The organism is Streptomyces sp. GD-15H, assembly GCF_045291515.1.
In the GTDB taxonomy this organism is placed as follows: Bacteria; Actinomycetota; Actinomycetes; order Streptomycetales; family Streptomycetaceae; genus Streptomyces.
Genome location: NZ_CP149447.1, coordinates 3,847,190 through 3,862,702, shown reverse-complemented (window position 1 = coordinate 3,862,702; position 15,513 = coordinate 3,847,190). Strand labels below are relative to the sequence as shown.

Sequence of the window (15,513 nt, the reverse complement as noted above, 5' to 3'; positions counted from 1 at the left end):
CGGTCCTGCGGGACCGCTCCGCCTCGTCGCGTCCTGTGGGCCGTTTCGGGTCTGTGCCCTACTGGGGCGTGAAGACCAGCAGACGGTCCAGGAGCAGCGAGGAGAGGGCGGGGTGGGTGAGGGTCTCGGGCTGCGTGCAGGCGCGTGCCACGGCCTGCACGCAGCCCGAGTCGACGGGCCTGTCGGCGCCGTACTGCGCGCAGAAGTCGGTGCCGGTGGACGGGAGCTTGGTGACGTGCGGTCCGGTCGGTCCGGCGTCGTCGGCGCGGCTGAAGCTCCAGGCGTGGAGCTTGTCCGCGTCCGGCTGGTCGGCGATGAAGTCACGCGCGCTGCCGCGCAGGTCCCGGTGGTGCTTGGCGGCCACCGGGACGGCCGCCTCCTTGTCGGCGGAGAGCGAGATGCTGGAGTAGCTCGCCTGCCGGGTGGCCACGTGGTTCGTGCCGTAGGCGAAGACGAACGAGCCGTCCGGCAGGCTGAAGCCCGGGCTCAGCGGGTCGTCGGCGTCGTTGGACAGGGCGCCGGTCCCGGGCGTGGGGGATCGATCACCTTGTTGGACTGCAGCCCCGGATACGACTGCTCGAATCCGCGCTCGAGCGCTACGTCGCGTGCCTCGAAACCCGGGTGGGCGTCGATGATCCGCTGCCGCAGCAACTGCAGCGTGGGTTGAGGTCGAGTTCGGTGCCCTCGGTCCCGGCGACGCGCAGCCGTGGTACTTCGCGCGGTCTTCCCGCCCCGGGCGCGGCTGGCGCTTCGCAGTTCGGGCAGTCGTGATGTTCTACCGCCAATGCGTCCTGATCGGGCGTGAGCTTCATGGGGGTGGGCGGTCAGGCGGAGGAGTTGGGTGCCGCCGCCGTGGCGTAAGGCGTGGGTGACGAGTTCGGAGACGACCAGGACGACGGTGTCGGCCACTTCTGAGTCGACCGCCGGCTGTCGGAGGGCTTCGAGGAAGGCCCGGGTGGTCTCGCGTGCGACGGCGACCGCGGTCGCGGGGCGGATGGTCGTGGCGTCGACGCACATCGTGCCCAGCAGGTCCACCCTGGCCTCTGGCTCGTCAATGCCCGGTTTTGCCTGCCCGCCCGCTGTGCCCCGCCCAGCGCCCCCTTAACCCGACAGGGCTCGATTACCTCACCGTTGAACGCGCGGAAATCTATGACGGCTGGAGTAGACATTGGGCGGTGGTGTGGTTATGGTTTCTCTCGTAGCCGAGATCAGCAAGGCCCGGCAGAGACGAACTGCCGGGCCGCAGTACCCGCAGTCGCAGTACGCAGGACGGTGCGGTGGTGGAGTTCCGAAGCCAGAGCGGTTGCAGGACGGCGACGGGGCTGACGACCGGACCGGGTGGCCCGCAGTGATCAGGGGCCGCCGTGAGCAGGACCCCGCAGTGGCAGTACCCGTAAGTGCAGTACCCAGCAGCGAAGTCAGTGAGCAGTACCTCGGTGAAGGCGTCGGCTGCGGACGCGCGCACCGGGAAGTTCGGCAGTGGGGTTCTAAGCCAGAGCAGACGCATGACGGGCGACGGGGCCGGCTGTCGAAGAGTGGCGCTGTCACAGGCCACCAGCAGTTCGGAGTATCCAGTAGTACAAGCAGTGCGTAGTACCAGCAGTGCGCAGTCCCCCGTTGGTAAGTAGTTGATCAAGAGGGAAGAACGGAGGAGCCGAGCGCCATCAGGATCGCCCGGGCGGACGTCTTGGGCCCGGGTACCGCAGGACATCGATAGTGAGGTGGTCTCCGGTCAAGCAACCGCGATCCCCGCACCCCCGACGGCATCTCGGTCGGGTCCGCGGACACAGAAGGCCGGCGCAGGACCAGGGCCGGCAGATGGTGTAGCAGTTCCTTCGGGGCCCTGGTGCCATTGGCACCAGGGCCCCTCCCCGCGTTTTACAGAGAGGTGCAATGACCGCAGACGACTCGTTCGGCCGGCTCGATGACGACGACTACCCCGCCTACACGATGGGTCGGGCCGCCGCGATGCTCGGCACCACCCCGGGCTTCCTCCGTGCCCTCGGCGAAGCCCGCCTGATCACCCCGCTGCGCTCCGCGGGCGGCCACCGCCGCTACTCCCGCTATCAGTTGCGCATCGCGGCCCGCGCCCGGGGACTCGTCGACCAGGGCACCCCCGTCGAGGCCGCCTGCCGCATCGTCATCCTCGAAGACCAGCTCGAGGAAGCCCAGCGCCTCAACGCCGCATACCGCCGCGCCGCCGAATCGGCGAACCCCACGGCCGCGGCCTGAGACGGCGGGGACCCGCGGCTTTCCCGGCAGCTTCGCCGCCGCCGCTCACGCACGTTACCCGGAACGCTTCAGCGTCCCGGGTAACACCGCCTTCACCAGGTCTCCGGTCAGGGCCCCGGAGCCCGGGTGTCACGCCGGGGCGGCGGCTGCTTCTCCCTGCGGGGTGCGCGGGCCGGGCACCGTCGCCCGGACGGACAGGTCCAGATCGAGGCGGCTGTTCATGTCCGGCTCGAACCGGCCGTACGGATTCACATGGGGGTCCAGAACAGCGGCGACAGCGCCCGGCGGTCCGCGTCGGTGAGCTTGTCCGCCCACGTCGGATCGGCCAGGACCTCCTGCACCAGCAGCGTGTCGGCGTGCAACAGCGCGGACTGGAGCAGGTGCAGTGCCAGCATGCTGACCTCCTGCGACTCCTTGTCCGCATCGGCCAGGTCACCGTCCCTGCCGTGGAAGAGGTCCTTGTCCGCGGAGTTCCAGTTCTCCACCATCTGCAACCCCTCGTGGATCTCCTGGCGCATCTCGACGTCCGCGAGGTAGTCGCAGACGAACGAGGTACGCACCGCCCGCCCGAGTTCCTCGATCGCCCGGTACGTCGGGTGCTTCGACCCTCCCCTTGGAGGCCCCTTGCCGACTTTCGCGACGACTGCCCGCTTCGACCACGACTTCAAGGAACTCCTTCCGCAGGAGCGAGAGAGGTTCGAGGGCGCCGTCCGGAACAAGTTCGTGCCGGATGGCGCGACCGGGCAGTTTCGGCCCGGCCTCCGGGCCGAGCCGGTTCAGGGAGTCAGGCTCCCTGACGGCGAGCGTCCCGTCACGGAAATGACGTGGGCTCCCGACGGGCGCGCCACCTGGCAGTACGGAGATGAACTCCGCGAAGGTGAGCCGCACGTCATCTGGCGCCGGATCGGTGGACACGAGATCTTCGATCCCGGCCCCGCCTGAGGGACCGGGGACGGCCCACTGACGCATGCGGTGGGTCGCCCCCCGCGTCACCCCGTCGGTAATGCCGTAGGCACCGCGAGGGGGTGACGGTGAGACTCGGAGCGTGGAAAGGCCACGTGCCCGGGCGGTCACAGGCGGGAACCTCGTGCGAAGGCCCTTGGCGGCTCAGCGGCAGAGTGCGTCGGTGTCGTCGGCGAAGGTCGGGAACTCGGCACGGGCCTCGGCGATGATGTCCCGGGCCGGGCGGCGCGGGGTGGTGGCGTGTCGCTCGGCGAGCCGGGTGAGGCTCGCGTCCGGACGCGACTCGTGCTCCTCGTACAGCACGGACTCCAGCGGTCCGATGCCGTCGGCCAGCACCCACAGGAAGTCGGACAGGTTCCCGGCCACCACGCCGCACTCGCCCTCCGAGCCCATGAACACCACGGGCTGCTCGGCGAGGGGCCGGCCGGGCCGCCCGTACCAGACGGCCGCGAGACCGCCGGTACCGTCCTGCCCGAACAGCCGGTAGGCGTCGCCGTCGAGCTCGGGGTTTCCGGTCCACTGGCGCAGCCAGTCGGTGGTTTCCTCGGCCGAGTCGAAGGCGTCGTAGGGCTCGAAGTCGATCCCGTCACCGTCGGCGTAGTCGAACTCGACGCGGGCCAGGTCGGCGAGGGCGGGTGGAAGGCGGCGGTCGTCGCCGGTCATCTCGTTCACGTGCGGCACCGTAGCTGCTCGCACTGACATCCGGCCTTCGTGTCGGCGCGCCGGGTAGGCGGCCCACCGGCGCCGGGAAGTGACAGGCTGCGGCGGTACGTGGGCCGGGGCTGCGGGCGGTAGAAGACCAAAGAACCCTGGGAGAAAACCAACCAAGCCAAACCTCGCGTAGGTCACTCGAGCGGGTGAAACCGGCCGGTGTGGCTGGCGCGTCGGTGGTTCGGGCGGGCGGTCTCAGCTCGAGACCGAGGCAACTCGGCGTCCTCACGAGCCCGTACATGCATCGGTCCTCGCCGGGACTCCACTCCCCGTGCGAGGGCCTGACCAACAAGGAAGACAGGACTTCTTCCCCTGGCTGAGAAGAAGCCTCACCCTGCCCCGCACCCGAATCAGGGTGTTCGACGAAGCGCCACCCCTCCGGTGTCACCCACGTACGCACACACCAGTCCGGTCAGTACGTGGTCGTGGGCGACCACCTCGCCCAGCACCGCGAGTTGTCGCTGACCGCGATCGGGCAGGCGACGTACATCCCGTCGGTGCCCGAGGGCCCCCTGGTCGACATCCGCAGCCTCGCGGAACGCTTCCCCGAGGGGCGGGACCGGATCGCGTTCGCGCCCCGGCCCCCGGCCGCTGCCGCGACTGCCGGTCCGGCCCGACGGCAACGAGCGAGGGCGCCCGCGCGGCCTGAGCGCGTGCCTCCCGGCAGCGGATCGACCAGAGCCGCAGCCTGACGAGCCGTCCCCGGCCGTGGCGACTCTGCGTCGACAAGTGCTGTTGCGCCCCTGGGACACGCCGCGGCCCGTCCTCTTTCCGAGGGGCGGACCACGCGTGTGGTGGAAAGAGGTGTCAGCCGAGGCGGCGGAGGGGTGCGCCGGCCAGGTAGGCCTCGATGTCCTCGACGGCCTGGCCGTAGTAGGTGCGGTAGTTGAGCTGGGACACGTAGCCGAGGTGCGGGGTGGCCAGCAGCCGGGGTGCGGTGCGCAGGGGGTGGTCCGAGGGCAGCGGCTCGACGTCGAAGACGTCGACGCCGGCGCCGGCGATCCGGTCCTCGCGCAGCGCGGTGAGCAGGGCTTCCTGGTCGACGATCGCCGAGCGGGACGTGTTGACCAGGTACGCGGTCGGCTTCATCAGGGCCAGTTCGGCGGCGCCCAGCAGGCCCCTCGTGCTCTCGCCGAGCACGAGGTGGACCGAGACGAAGTCACTGCTGTGCAGCAACTCCTCCTTGGAGGAGGCCAGTTCGACGCCCACCTCGTCCGCGCGCTCCTTGGTGAGATGCCGGCTCCAGGCCGTGACCTCCATGCCGAAGGCGAGCCCGACCCGCGCCACCCGGCTGCCCACCTTCCCCAGGCCGAGCAGACCGAGGCGGCTGCCGTGCAGATCGACGCCGACGGTCGACTGCCAAGGGCCGCCCGTGCGCAGGGCGTTGTTCTCGGTGACGAGGCCACGGGCCAGGCCGAGCAGGAGCGCCCAGGTCAGCTCCACCGGCGGGGTGGAGGAACTCTGGGTGCCGCAGACGGTGACTCCGTTGCGCTCGGCGGCCGCGTAGTCGATGACCGAGTTGCGCATGCCGGAAGCGATGAGCAGCTTGAGCCGGGGGAGCCGGTCGAGCAGGGAGGCGGGGAACGGGACGCGCTCCCGCAGTGTCACCGCGATGTCGAAGCCGGCCAGCACCGCGGCCAGGTCGTCCTCCGAGTCGAAGTGCTCGGTGAAGCCGACGACCTCCACCCGGTCATGGACAGGGCTCCAGTCGACGATGCTGGTGGCGATGTCCTGGAAGTCGTCGAGCACGGCGCAGCGAAGCCGCATGTCATTCCTCTCCTTGGATTCTGTGGACGGGCGCGGTCGGGGAGCGGAGTCGGCGCCGTGTCAGGGCGCCGGTGGCCTCGTGACCGCGTGGGTGAACGGAGTGCTCGGAGCGTACGGGAGCTGGTTACGGCGTGAGGTGAGGATGACGAGCTGCCGGGTTGCCCGGGTCATCGCGACATAGCGGTCGACGGCTCCTTCGATGCCCTCGCCGAACGAGTCCGGGTCGATGAGGACCACCAGGTCGAACTCCAGGCCCTTGGACAGCTCCGGGGTCAGTGACCGGACGCGGGGCGTCGCCCGGAACGTGGGGTGGCCGATGACGCAGGCGATTCCGTCGTCGTGGGCGGCGAGCCAGGTGTCGAGGACCGAGTCCAGGTCCGCGACCGATCCGTGGACGACGGGGATGCCGTTGCTGCGGATGGAGGTCGGCACGTTGGCGTCCGGGAGGGTGGCGCGGATGACCGGCTCGGCCTCCGTCATGACCTCTTCCGGTGTGCGGTAGTTGATGTTCAGGGAGGCCACGTCGATGCGGTCGAGGCCGATGCGCTGGAGCCGTTCCCGCCACGATTCCGTGAAGCCGTGCCTGGCCTGGGCGCGGTCCCCGACGACGGTGAAGCTGCGGGACGGGCAGCGCAGGAGCAGCATCTGCCATTCCGCGTCGGTCAGTTCCTGGGCCTCGTCCACGACGACGTGCGCGAACGGGCCCGCGAGCACGTCCGGTTCGGGGGTGGGCAGGGCGGTCTCGTCGATCAGGCTGTCCCGCAGGTCCTGTCCGTGCAGCATCGTCACCGCGCCCTCGCCGTCGTCGTCGGAGGCGATCACGTTGTCGATGACGGTGGCCATGCGCTCGCGCTGCGCGGCGACGGACGCGTCGTGCCGGCGCTTGCGCAGGGATGCCTTCGGGTCGCCGAGTCGCTGCCGGGCCGCGTCCAGGAGGGGCAGGTCGGACACCGTCCAGACCTGGGCGGCCTCGCCCTCGCGCCGCAGGCGCTTCACCTCGTCGGGGCCGAGCCAGGGGGCGCACAGGCGTAGGTACGCGGGGACCGACCACAGGTCGGAGACGATGTCGGTGGGTTCGAGGAGCGGCCAGGCGTTGTTGAGGGTGGTGACCAGTTCGTGGTTGCTTCGCAGGGCTTTTTGGAACAGGTGCGGCGGGACCTCGCCGCCGTGCTTGTCCAGGAGGATCGTGACCAGCTCCTCCCAGATCTGGTCGCGTGCCTCGTTGTGCGGGATGCCCGTTTCCGCCGCCTGGAACGCTTCGGCCCAGTCGTCGGCGCTCAGGCGGACGGTGGACCAGGGGGTGGTCACCGTCATGCCCTGGGCGGGTGGGTCCTCGTAGAAGCGGACGGCCGTCTCGATCGCCTTCACCATGTCCGCGGACGACTTCAGGCGGGCCGCCTCCGGGTCGGTCTCGGCCGTTGCCGTGGCGCCCTCGGGGACGAGGTCCCGCAGCGTGCAGGTCCGCACGCCCTCCTCGCCGAGGCTGGGGAGGACGTCGGCGACGTAGGCCAGGTAGGGCTGGTGCGGGCCGACGAAGAGCACGCCGCCCCGACGGTGGCCGAGGCGGGGATCGGAGTAGAGGAGGTAGGCGGAGCGGTGCAGGGCGACGACGGTCTTGCCCGTACCCGGGCCGCCGTCGACGACGAGCGCGCCGCGCGAGCCCGCGCGGACGATGGCGTCCTGGTCGGCCTGGATGGTGCCGAGCACGTCCCGCATCCGGGCCGACCGGTTGCCGCCCAGGCTGGCGATGAAGGCGGAGTGGTCGTCGAGGGCGGCGTGTCCTTCCAGCCCGTCGGGGGTGAACACCTCGTCCCAGTAGTCGCTGATCCGGCCGCCGGTCCAGCGGTACCTGCGGCGGCTCGCGAGCCCCATCGGGTTGGCGTGGGTCGCCGCGAAGAACGGCTCGGCGGCGGGGGAGCGCCAGTCGAGCAGCAGGCGACGGCCCGTGCTGTCGGTGAGGCCGAGCCGCCCGATGTACACGGGCTCGGAGTCGTCCGCGCCGACGATGTGCCCGAGGCACAGGTCCAGGCCGAAGCGGCGCAGGGCGCGCAGGCGGGAGGTCAGCCGGTGCACCTTGATGTCCCGGTCCATGGCCTCCCGGCCGACGCCGCCGGGCGCCCTGAGCGTGGCGGCGCGGTGGTCGGACAGTTCGGCGATCGTCTGCTCGAGGCTCTCCGCGATGGCCGCGAAGTGCCGCTCGTCCCCGGCGATCAGGTTCGGGTCGGCCTTGGCGGAAAGGCGTTCGGGAAGGCCGAAGACGCTGGTCGTCGGGTGGTTTGTCGGTGTCACGATCAGCGATTCTGCGCCATGACGGGGGCCTTGCCGCAAGCCCCCCGGTGCGCTATATGTTGAGAGTGGCAAGGAGTGGGTCCGCCTCTTTGTCCGATCGCCCGCCGCTGTGGCCGGGCGGGCCGATACGTCATGAAACCCCCGCACGCGCCGCGTGCGGGGGTTTCGTCGATCCCGAGCCGGCCTGGCCGGGACAGACCCTGGGCCACCCCGTGCGGATCAGCTTCTTGTTGACGAATTCCTCGGTGCCGGGCGGCCGAGTTCGCGGAGGCCGAACTCGACCTGTCGGCCGGCACGCTCGAGCCACTCTGACGCGACGTCAATCGTGCTGTTCGGTACCTGACTTGGCTCTCCGACGGCCGGGGTCCTCGCCCCTGCGGGACGGCCGTCGCTCGTTCGCTCGCCGCCCCGCGCCGCCCCGCGCCGCCGTTCGGCCGGCCGCTGGCGGCTCTCTGCCGGCCCCTGGTGTCCCCTGGTGCCCCATGGGTCCACGTGCGCGGCCGGCCTCCGAGTGCTGCCCGGCGCCACCGCCGCGTCTTTGGTGGCGGCGGCCACGCGGTGTCTTCGCGGGGCTCTCCGGGCCGTTTTCCGGCGGACCCCGCTGTTTCGACGAATCACTCCTCGGACGACCTCTTGACACTCCGATCGCCGCTCAGGAGTATGTGAACCAACGGTTCGCTTAATGAACCAGCGAGCCTGATCCCTGGAGGAGAGCCGTGCGCATTCGGGTCCGCAAGATCATCAAGCAGCTCGATGAGACGAGGCTGGAGAACGGCCGTGCCGTGGACCCGGTGCACCGGGTCGCGTTCGTCGGGGCCGTCATCGAGAACCCGTACCCCAGCGAGTACGTTCAGGACCTCGTGACCCTCGCCGACGAGCTGGGCGAGGAGATCGGCAAGCTGGTCGGCCCCGCCTGTGTGGAGCTGCTGGGCGGCGAGGTCGAGGCGTTCGGCAAGGCCGCGCTCGTCGGCATCGAGGGGGAGGTCGAGCACGGTTCGGCACTCATCCACAACCTGCGCTTCGGCAACGTCTTCCGCACCGCCGCCGGCGGCACCGAGCTGCTGCCGGCCGCCGAGAAGGTCGGCCTCCCGGGCAGCCCGATCGACATCCCGCTGAAGCACAAGACGGACGCCAAGACCCGCTCGCACCACCAGACGGTGACGCTTCAGGTCGCCGATGTCCCCCGGCCGCGCGAGATCTTCGTCGTGTGCGCCGCCGCGAACGCCGGCCGCCCGTTGGCCCGTCTCGCCGCCTTCGGCGCCGAGACGAAGAACCAGTAGCCGACCCGGTGCCCAGCAGCAGCCGACGAACGACGAGAACGACGAGGAGGGCAGTCCGTTGACCATCACCGAGACCGATGCGTGGACCGGGCAGCGCATCAAGGAAGCCGACAGCGAATACGTCATCCACTCCTGGTCCGTCCAGGGCGCGCTCAACCCGATACCGGTGGCCGGCGGGTCGGGGTCCTGGTTCTGGGACTACGAGGGGAACCGCTACCTCGACTTCCAGTCCCAGCTCGTCAACCTCAACCTGGGCCACCAGCACCCGAAGCTGGTCGAGGCCATCCGCGAGCAGGCCGAGCGGCTCTGCTACATCGGTCCGGGCTTCGCCGAACGCTCCCGCGCCGAACTGGCCGAGACGCTGGCCGGACTCACCCCCGGCGACCTGAAGATGAGCTTCTTCACCACCGGCGGTGCCGCGGCCAACGAGAACGCGATCCGGCTCGCCCGCCATGTGACCGGACGGCACAAGGTGATCGCCCGCTACCGCTCGTACCACGGCGCCACCAACGGGGCGATGTCGCTGACCGGCGACCCGCGCCGCTGGTCCGCCGAACCCGGCGGGATGCCCGGCGTGGTGCGGATGCTCGACCCCTACACCTACCGCTGCCCGGCCGGGCATCCGGACCCCTGCCCGGTCTGCTCCGGGGGGCCGCACCTGGAGGAGATCCTCCAGTACGAGAACCCCGAGACCGTCGCCGCCGTGATCGTGGAGCCGGTCACCGGCACCAACGGCCTGCTCTACCCGCCCGACGGGTATCTGCGGTCGCTGCGCGAGGTCTGCGACCGGTACGGCATCCTGCTCATCTTCGACGAGGTCATGGCCGGCTTCGGCCGCACCGGCGAGTGGTTCGCCTGCAACCACTGGGACGTCACCCCCGACATCCTGACCACGGCCAAGGGCCTGAACTCGGGATACGTCCCGCTCGGCGCGATGACCGTCTCGGCCCGTATCTCCGAGTGGCTCAGGGACAACATGTTCTGGGGCGGTCTCACCTACGCCGGACACCCCTTGGCCTGTGCCTCCGGTGTCGCCTCCCTGCGCATCATGCAGGAGGAGAACGTCGTGGAGAACGCGCGGGCACGCGGTGAGCAGCTCGGTGCCGGCCTGGCCAAGCTCGCCGAGAGCCACCCGAGCATCGGCGAGATCCGCGGCCGCGGCCTGTTCTACGGCGTCGAGCTGGTGAAGAACCGGGAGACCCGCGAACCGCTGGTGGCGTTCAACGCGAAGGGCCCGGCCGCCGCTCCGGTCGGCCGGATCGTGAAGGAGGCCATGGCCCGCGGCCTCTACCTCGCGGCCAACTTCAACGTGCTCCGGCTCACCCCTCCGCTGGTCATCACGGAATCCGAGATCGACACCGCGCTCGGTGTGCTGGACGACGTCCTGAGCCTCGCCGACGAGCACTACGTAGGGTGAGGCGCAGCGGTGAGGGCACGCGAACGCACTGCGGGAAAGTGAGAGCAACATGGGGTCCACGCTGATCAGGGGCGGTACGGTCGTCAACGCCGACGCCGCCGTCCGGGCCGACGTACTGATCCGCGACGGTGTCGTCGCCGCGCTCGGCACGGGCGCGGAGGACTGGAGCGCCGACCAGGTGATCGACGCGGAGGGGATGCTCGTGATGCCCGGTGGCATCGACGCGCACACCCATCTCGAATATCCCATCGACGGCTTCACCACCCGGACCGCGGACGACTTCCACACCGGGACGGTGGCCGCCGCCCACGGCGGGACGACCACGGTCCTGGACTTCGTGAAGAAGGAACCCGAGCGGAGCCTGCTGGACACCTACCGGTCCCGGCGCGACGTCGCGGCGGCCAAGGCGGTGGTCGACTTCGGGCTGCACGCGATCGTCCCGCCCCGCGAGCAGCAGCCCGACGTCCTCGACGACCTGCGGAAGCTCGCCGGGGAGGGCGCCACGAGCTGGAAGTTCTTCATGGCCTACCCCGGCACCCAGATGGTGGACGACGGGGAACTGCTGGAGGGTTTCGAACTCGCCCTGGAGCACGGCGTGCTGCCGATGGTGCACGCCGAGAACGGCCACATGATCGCCCGGGAGACCCAGCGGCTGCTGGCCGACGGCCGCACCGCCGAGGTCTTCCACGCCACCGCCCACGGCCACGACGCCGAGGCGGAGGCCGTGCACCGCGCGGTGGTGCTCGCCGAGTCCGTCGGCGCCCCGCTCTACGTCGTGCACGTCTCCAGCGCCGCCGCGGCTGACGAGATCAGCCGGGCCAGGGCAGCCGGGGCTCGGGTCTGGGGCGAGACCTGCCCGCAGTACCTGGCGGTCGCCTACGAGGACTACGCCGAACTGGGTGAGAAGGCCGCCGCCTATCTCTGCTCGCCCCCGATCCGGGAGCGCGGCAACCAGGAGGGGCTGTGGCGGTCCCTGGTCACCGGGGCGATGTCCACGGTGGCCACCGACCACGCCGGCTTCTGTCTCCACCAGCCCGAGGACCTGCCGCCGCAGAAGCTGCGCAGCCCCGGGTACTTCCCGAAGGTCCCCAACGGGGTCCCCGGGATCGAGGACCGGCTCATGGTGCTCTGGGAGACCGGGGTCGCGAGCGGCCGGTTCGACGCCTGCCGGTTCGTGGACCTGGTCTCCACCCGCCCGGCCAAACTGTTCGGGATGTTCCCGCACAAGGGCGCCGTCGCCGTGGGCGCCGACGCCGACCTGCTCGTGTGGGACCCGGCCGCCGACCATGTGATCAGCGCGGCCGGCAGCCACATGCGCACCGACTACAACATCTACGAGGGGATGCGCGTGACCGGCCGTCCGGTCCGCGTCTTCTCCCGGGGCACGCAGCTCGTGGGCCCCGACGGGGCCTTCGAGGGGGCCGCGGGCCGAGGACGCTTCCTCACCCGGGGCAAGCCCCAGCTGCACTGACCTCCCCCACGCCCTTGACGCGTACACCAACTGACACGTGTCCACGGTGCGGAATCCCCAGCACGCGGGTTCCGCACCCCGGACACGCGTCACGCAACACGAACGGAACGGTGGCTCGATGAAACTCCCCCTGGGCATCCACGTCGGCGAACGGCTGAGCCTGGAGCAGACGTACTGGCAGGCCGAGCTGGCCGACCAGAACGGTTTTGAATCCGTGTGGGTCGCGGAGGGACGGCTGGCGCGCGACGGCATCGTCCCCGCCGCCGTCATCGCCAGCAAGACCCGCAACGTCAAGATCGGCACCGGCGTCGTCAACAACAAGAGCCGGAACGCCGCCCTGATGGCGGTCACCTTCAAGACCCTCGACGAGCTGGCCCCCGGCCGTGCCATCCTCGGCATCGGCGCCTGGTGGGAGCCGCTGGCCACCAAGGTCGGCCAGCCGCTGCGCAAGCCCGTCGCCTCGATGCGCGAGTACATCACCGTGCTGCAGACCTTCTTCCGCAACGAGGTCGTCTCCTTCGAGGGCGAGTTCGTGCAGATGCAGGACGTGCGCTTCGACAGCATGTACCGGGAGAACAAGCCGGTCGACATCCCCATCTACATCGGCGCCGTCGGCCCGCGCATGCTGGAGCTGGCGGGTGAGATCAGCGACGGCGTGCACATGGACTTCCTGCTGCCGCCCTCGTACCTGGTGGGCGCCAAGGAGGCGATCGACAAGGGCATCGCCAAGCGGACCGACGGCAAGGACTCGATCGACCTCACGCAGATCGTCGCCTGCAGCGTCAACGACGACGACCCGCAGGAAGCGATCGACGCCTGCAAGGCGTTCCTCACCCTCTACCTCGCCCAGCAGCCGCACATCGCCGAGCACTGCGGCGTGGAACGCGAACTGGTGGACCGCATCCAGGAGCGGGCCGGCTGGCCCGCCACCCCCGAGGCGATCAAGAAGGCCATGCCGCTGGTCCCCAACAGCCTGGTGCAGAACGTCACCGCCTGCGGCACGACCGACGAGGTGTTCGCCAAGCTCATGGAGTACCACGAGGCCGGGGTCCGCTGCCCGGTCGTCTCCACCCTGGGCGACAAGGAGCAGACGCTGACCCGTATCGCCCAGGCCGCGAAGGGCTGAGGACGATGAGCGACTTCTCCTCCGCCCGGATCGCCGTGGTCGGCGGCACCGGCCCCCAGGGCAAGGGCCTGGCCTACCGGCTCGCCCGTGCCGGCCACCCGGTGGTGCTCGGTTCGCGCGACGCCGGCCGGGCCGCCGAGGCGGCCGAGGCACTGCGCGCCCTGCCGGGCGTGGCCGCGCGCATCGACGGGGCCGCCAACGAGGACGCCGTCCGGCAGGCCGGAACCGTCCTGCTGGCCGTCCCCTACCAGGGCCACGCCGAACTGGTGACCTCGCTGGCCGAGGGGCTCGCCGGCAAGGTGGTCATCTCCTGCGTCAACCCGCTGGGCTTCGACAAGGGTGGCCCCTACGGTCTGCCCGTCGCGGCCGGAAGCGCCGCGGAGGAGGCGGCCGGGATCGTTCCGTCCGCCGCCGTCGTCGGCGCCTTCCACCACCTGGCCGCCCCGCTGCTGCTCGACCCCGAGGCCGATCTGCGCCACGAGGACGTCCTGGTCTGCGGGGACGACGCCGACGCGAAGGCCCAGGTGCTGGCCCTGGCCGCCGCCGTCACCGGGGGCCGGGCGGTGGACGCGGGCCGGCTGCGGCTGGCCGCCCAGCTCGAACCGCTCACCGCGGTACTGATCTCCGTCAACAAGCGCTACAAGACCAGGTCCGGTGTCGCTCTCACCGGCCTGGCCCCCGCCAAGGAGGAAGTGGCATGAAACTCGCCGCCGTCCAGCTCCGGGCCACCGACGACCGGACCGAGACCATCGAACGCGCCGGCGACCTGGTGGACGCCGCCGCCGACCAGGGCGCCGGGATCGTCCTGCTGCCCGAGCTGTTCGCCGTCCCGTTCGTCCAGCCCGACCCCGACCCGGAGTACTTCCGGCTCGCCGAGAGCATCGACGGACCCTCGAACACCATGGCGGCGGAACGTTCCCGCAGGGCAGGTATCACCGTCGTCTCCTCCCTCTTCGAGGAGGGCGAGGTACCCGGTGTCTACTACAACACCGCCTGCACCTACGTACGCGGCGAACTGAAGTCGGTCTACCGCAAGTCCCACCTGCCGTTCTCCAACGGCTTCCCGGAGAAGTTCTACTTCCGGCCCGGCGGGACGGAGCCGGAGGTCGTGGACACCGGCGAGACCGGCGTCGGCACGATCATCTGCTACGAGCGGCACTTCCCCGAGCTGAGCCGGATCGTCGCCCTGCGCGGCGGCTCCGTGCTCTGCGTGCCGGTGGCCTCGGCGAGCGTGCCGATGCGTGAGGTGTTCCAGCTCGAACTGCGCGCCCACGCCGTCTTCAACGGGATGTTCGTCATCTGCTCCAACCGCGTCGGCAAGGAGGGCGTCAAGGAGTACTTCGGGCTCAGCGCCGTCTACGGTCCCGACGGCGACATCCTCGCCCAGGCCGCCGACGACCGCGACGACATCGCCGTCGCCGAGGTCGACCTGGAGCGGGTGGCCGCCACCCGGCGCAGCCGCCCGTTCCTGCGCGACCGCCGTCCGGAGCTGTACAGCCGGCTGACCGGCATGGGACCGGCGACGTCATGACCGCGCCACGGACCGCGCCGTGACCACGCAGTGGATCGCCCTCGTACCGGCCAAGGCCTTCGCGCGGGCCAAGAGCCGGTGCGTCGGGCTCACCCCCGACGCCCGGCGCTCCCTGGCCAGGGCCATGCTGACCGATACGGTGCGGCGGCTGCGTGCGGTCCCCGCCGTCCGCTCGGTCGTCGTGGTGACGACGGATCCCGAGGTGACGGGCCTGGCCCTCGCCACGGGGGCCGCCGTCACCGGCTCGAGGCGCTCCCCCGGACTCAACGGCGAGGCCGGGGAAGCCCTCGAGCTGATCGGCGGTACCGCCCCCGCTGCCGCACTCGCCCTGACCATGGGCGACCTCGCGGGGGCGGGCACCGCCGACTACACGAGGGCCCTCACCCTGGCCGCCCGCCACCGGCGGGCGGTCGTCGGGGACGCCGACGGCACCGGGACGACCCTGCTCACCCTGCGTGAGGCGGGGGACTTCCGGCCGTTCCTCGGACCCGGCTCCCTCGCCCGGTTCCACGCCGCCGGATACCACCACCTCGGCGTGGGACCCGCGTCCCCGCTGCGCCGGGACGTCGACACCGTCGACCACCTGCTGGCGCTGCCCCCGCACACGCTCGGTCCCGCCACCCGGGAATGGCTCGCCGCCTTCCGGCCCGATGGACCCCAGCCGCGCACGACCGCGCACGAAAGAAGGGTCGGAGCACTGTGAACGGCCTTCCCACCCCCACCCGC

17 protein-coding genes are annotated in these 15,513 nt (G+C 70.9%); 10 read left to right on the top strand and 7 right to left on the bottom strand.

From position 1 onward, the window contains the following. Positions 1 to 58: 58 nt before the first annotated feature. Both WJ438_RS18020 and WJ438_RS18015 read right to left on the bottom strand, forming a co-directional pair. Positions 59 to 430 (bottom strand): hypothetical protein, encoded by a 372-nt coding sequence (locus WJ438_RS18020; protein ID WP_406726169.1) that lies wholly within the window; start codon positions 428 to 430, stop codon positions 59 to 61. A 56-nt stretch (positions 431 to 486) separates the two neighbouring features. Beyond that, complete coding sequence (locus tag WJ438_RS18015; RefSeq protein WP_406726168.1) at positions 487 to 1,035, bottom strand: hypothetical protein; 549 nt, start codon at positions 1,033 to 1,035, stop codon at positions 487 to 489. 858 nt (positions 1,036 to 1,893) lie between these two features. Here WJ438_RS18015 and WJ438_RS18010 point away from each other — a divergent pair. After that, a complete protein-coding gene (locus tag WJ438_RS18010; protein WP_406726167.1) occupies positions 1,894 to 2,232 on the top strand; it encodes a MerR family transcriptional regulator in 339 nt (112 codons plus the stop codon). A 129-nt stretch (positions 2,233 to 2,361) separates the two neighbouring features. Here WJ438_RS18010 and WJ438_RS18005 read toward each other — a convergent pair whose 3' ends face one another. Together WJ438_RS18005 and WJ438_RS18000 are read right to left on the bottom strand one after the other, a co-directional pair. Further along, positions 2,362 to 2,484 (bottom strand): hypothetical protein, encoded by a 123-nt coding sequence (locus WJ438_RS18005; protein ID WP_406726166.1) that lies wholly within the window; start codon positions 2,482 to 2,484, stop codon positions 2,362 to 2,364. After that, positions 2,481 to 2,900, bottom strand: a complete 420-nt coding sequence (locus WJ438_RS18000; protein WP_406726165.1) for a Tn3 family transposase — start codon at positions 2,898 to 2,900, stop codon at positions 2,481 to 2,483. The genes WJ438_RS18005 and WJ438_RS18000 overlap by 4 nt, the downstream gene beginning before the upstream one ends. A gap of 151 nt (positions 2,901 to 3,051) precedes the next feature. Between WJ438_RS18000 and WJ438_RS17995 the strand changes: the two genes are divergently transcribed. Further along, positions 3,052 to 3,174, top strand: coding sequence for a hypothetical protein (locus WJ438_RS17995; protein WP_406726164.1), 123 nt, complete (start codon positions 3,052 to 3,054; stop codon positions 3,172 to 3,174). Between the two features lie 165 nt (positions 3,175 to 3,339). Here the strand turns inward: WJ438_RS17995 and WJ438_RS17990 are convergent, their stop codons facing one another. Continuing rightward, the gene (locus WJ438_RS17990) at positions 3,340 to 3,867 is read right to left on the bottom strand and encodes an SMI1/KNR4 family protein (RefSeq protein ID WP_406726163.1); all 528 of its coding nucleotides are present in this window, start codon (positions 3,865 to 3,867) and stop codon (positions 3,340 to 3,342) included. A 458-nt stretch (positions 3,868 to 4,325) separates the two neighbouring features. Here WJ438_RS17990 and WJ438_RS17985 point away from each other — a divergent pair, with 458 nt between their 5' ends. Beyond that, positions 4,326 to 4,598, top strand: coding sequence for a hypothetical protein (locus WJ438_RS17985; protein WP_406726162.1), 273 nt, complete (start codon positions 4,326 to 4,328; stop codon positions 4,596 to 4,598). A gap of 115 nt (positions 4,599 to 4,713) precedes the next feature. On the opposite strand, the gene WJ438_RS17980 is transcribed toward WJ438_RS17985, so the two are convergent. Both WJ438_RS17980 and helR read right to left on the bottom strand, forming a co-directional pair. After that, positions 4,714 to 5,673: a D-2-hydroxyacid dehydrogenase family protein gene (locus WJ438_RS17980; RefSeq protein ID WP_406726161.1), complete on the bottom strand. Its 960-nt coding sequence runs from the start codon at positions 5,671 to 5,673 to the stop codon at positions 4,714 to 4,716. Positions 5,674 to 5,733: 60 nt separating this feature from the next. Continuing rightward, positions 5,734 to 7,962, bottom strand: coding sequence for an RNA polymerase recycling motor ATPase HelR (gene helR, locus WJ438_RS17975; RefSeq protein WP_406726160.1), 2,229 nt, complete (start codon positions 7,960 to 7,962; stop codon positions 5,734 to 5,736). 716 nt (positions 7,963 to 8,678) lie between these two features. Here helR and WJ438_RS17970 point away from each other — a divergent pair. From WJ438_RS17970 to WJ438_RS17940, 7 genes are all read left to right on the top strand, one after another. After that, positions 8,679 to 9,242: an amino acid synthesis family protein gene (locus tag WJ438_RS17970; RefSeq protein ID WP_406726159.1), complete on the top strand. Its 564-nt coding sequence runs from the start codon at positions 8,679 to 8,681 to the stop codon at positions 9,240 to 9,242. A gap of 58 nt (positions 9,243 to 9,300) precedes the next feature. Continuing rightward, the gene (locus tag WJ438_RS17965; protein ID WP_406726158.1) at positions 9,301 to 10,659 is read left to right on the top strand and encodes an aminotransferase class III-fold pyridoxal phosphate-dependent enzyme; all 1,359 of its coding nucleotides are present in this window, start codon (positions 9,301 to 9,303) and stop codon (positions 10,657 to 10,659) included. A gap of 49 nt (positions 10,660 to 10,708) precedes the next feature. Further along, a complete protein-coding gene (hydA, locus tag WJ438_RS17960; RefSeq protein ID WP_406726157.1) occupies positions 10,709 to 12,130 on the top strand; it encodes a dihydropyrimidinase in 1,422 nt (473 codons plus the stop codon). Between the two features lie 118 nt (positions 12,131 to 12,248). Continuing rightward, positions 12,249 to 13,256, top strand: coding sequence for an LLM class flavin-dependent oxidoreductase (locus WJ438_RS17955; RefSeq protein ID WP_350856848.1), 1,008 nt, complete (start codon positions 12,249 to 12,251; stop codon positions 13,254 to 13,256). 5 nt (positions 13,257 to 13,261) lie between these two features. Beyond that, a complete protein-coding gene (gene npdG, locus WJ438_RS17950) occupies positions 13,262 to 13,957 on the top strand; it encodes an NADPH-dependent F420 reductase (RefSeq protein WP_406726156.1) in 696 nt (231 codons plus the stop codon). Beyond that, positions 13,954 to 14,787, top strand: a complete 834-nt coding sequence (locus tag WJ438_RS17945; protein ID WP_406726155.1) for a nitrilase-related carbon-nitrogen hydrolase — start codon at positions 13,954 to 13,956, stop codon at positions 14,785 to 14,787. The genes npdG and WJ438_RS17945 overlap by 4 nt, the downstream gene beginning before the upstream one ends. A 19-nt stretch (positions 14,788 to 14,806) precedes the next feature. After that, complete coding sequence (locus tag WJ438_RS17940) at positions 14,807 to 15,490, top strand: hypothetical protein (protein WP_406726154.1); 684 nt, start codon at positions 14,807 to 14,809, stop codon at positions 15,488 to 15,490. The last annotated feature ends 23 nt before the right edge of the window (positions 15,491 to 15,513 follow it).

Bases quoted from the DNA above. Each gene is read 5' to 3' on its own strand.
- WJ438_RS17945 (WP_406726155.1), top strand. From the start codon at position 13,954: ATGAAACTCGCCGCCGTCCAGCTCCGGGCCACCGACGACCGGACCGAG.
- npdG (WP_406726156.1), top strand. From the start codon at position 13,262: ATGAGCGACTTCTCCTCCGCCCGGATCGCCGTGGTCGGCGGCACCGGC.
- WJ438_RS17995 (WP_406726164.1), top strand. From the start codon at position 3,052: ATGACGTGGGCTCCCGACGGGCGCGCCACCTGGCAGTACGGAGATGAA.
- hydA (WP_406726157.1), top strand. From the start codon at position 10,709: ATGGGGTCCACGCTGATCAGGGGCGGTACGGTCGTCAACGCCGACGCC.
- WJ438_RS17980 (WP_406726161.1), bottom strand. From the start codon at position 5,673: ATGCGGCTTCGCTGCGCCGTGCTCGACGACTTCCAGGACATCGCCACC.
- WJ438_RS17955 (WP_350856848.1), top strand. From the start codon at position 12,249: ATGAAACTCCCCCTGGGCATCCACGTCGGCGAACGGCTGAGCCTGGAG.
- WJ438_RS18010 (WP_406726167.1), top strand. From the start codon at position 1,894: ATGACCGCAGACGACTCGTTCGGCCGGCTCGATGACGACGACTACCCC.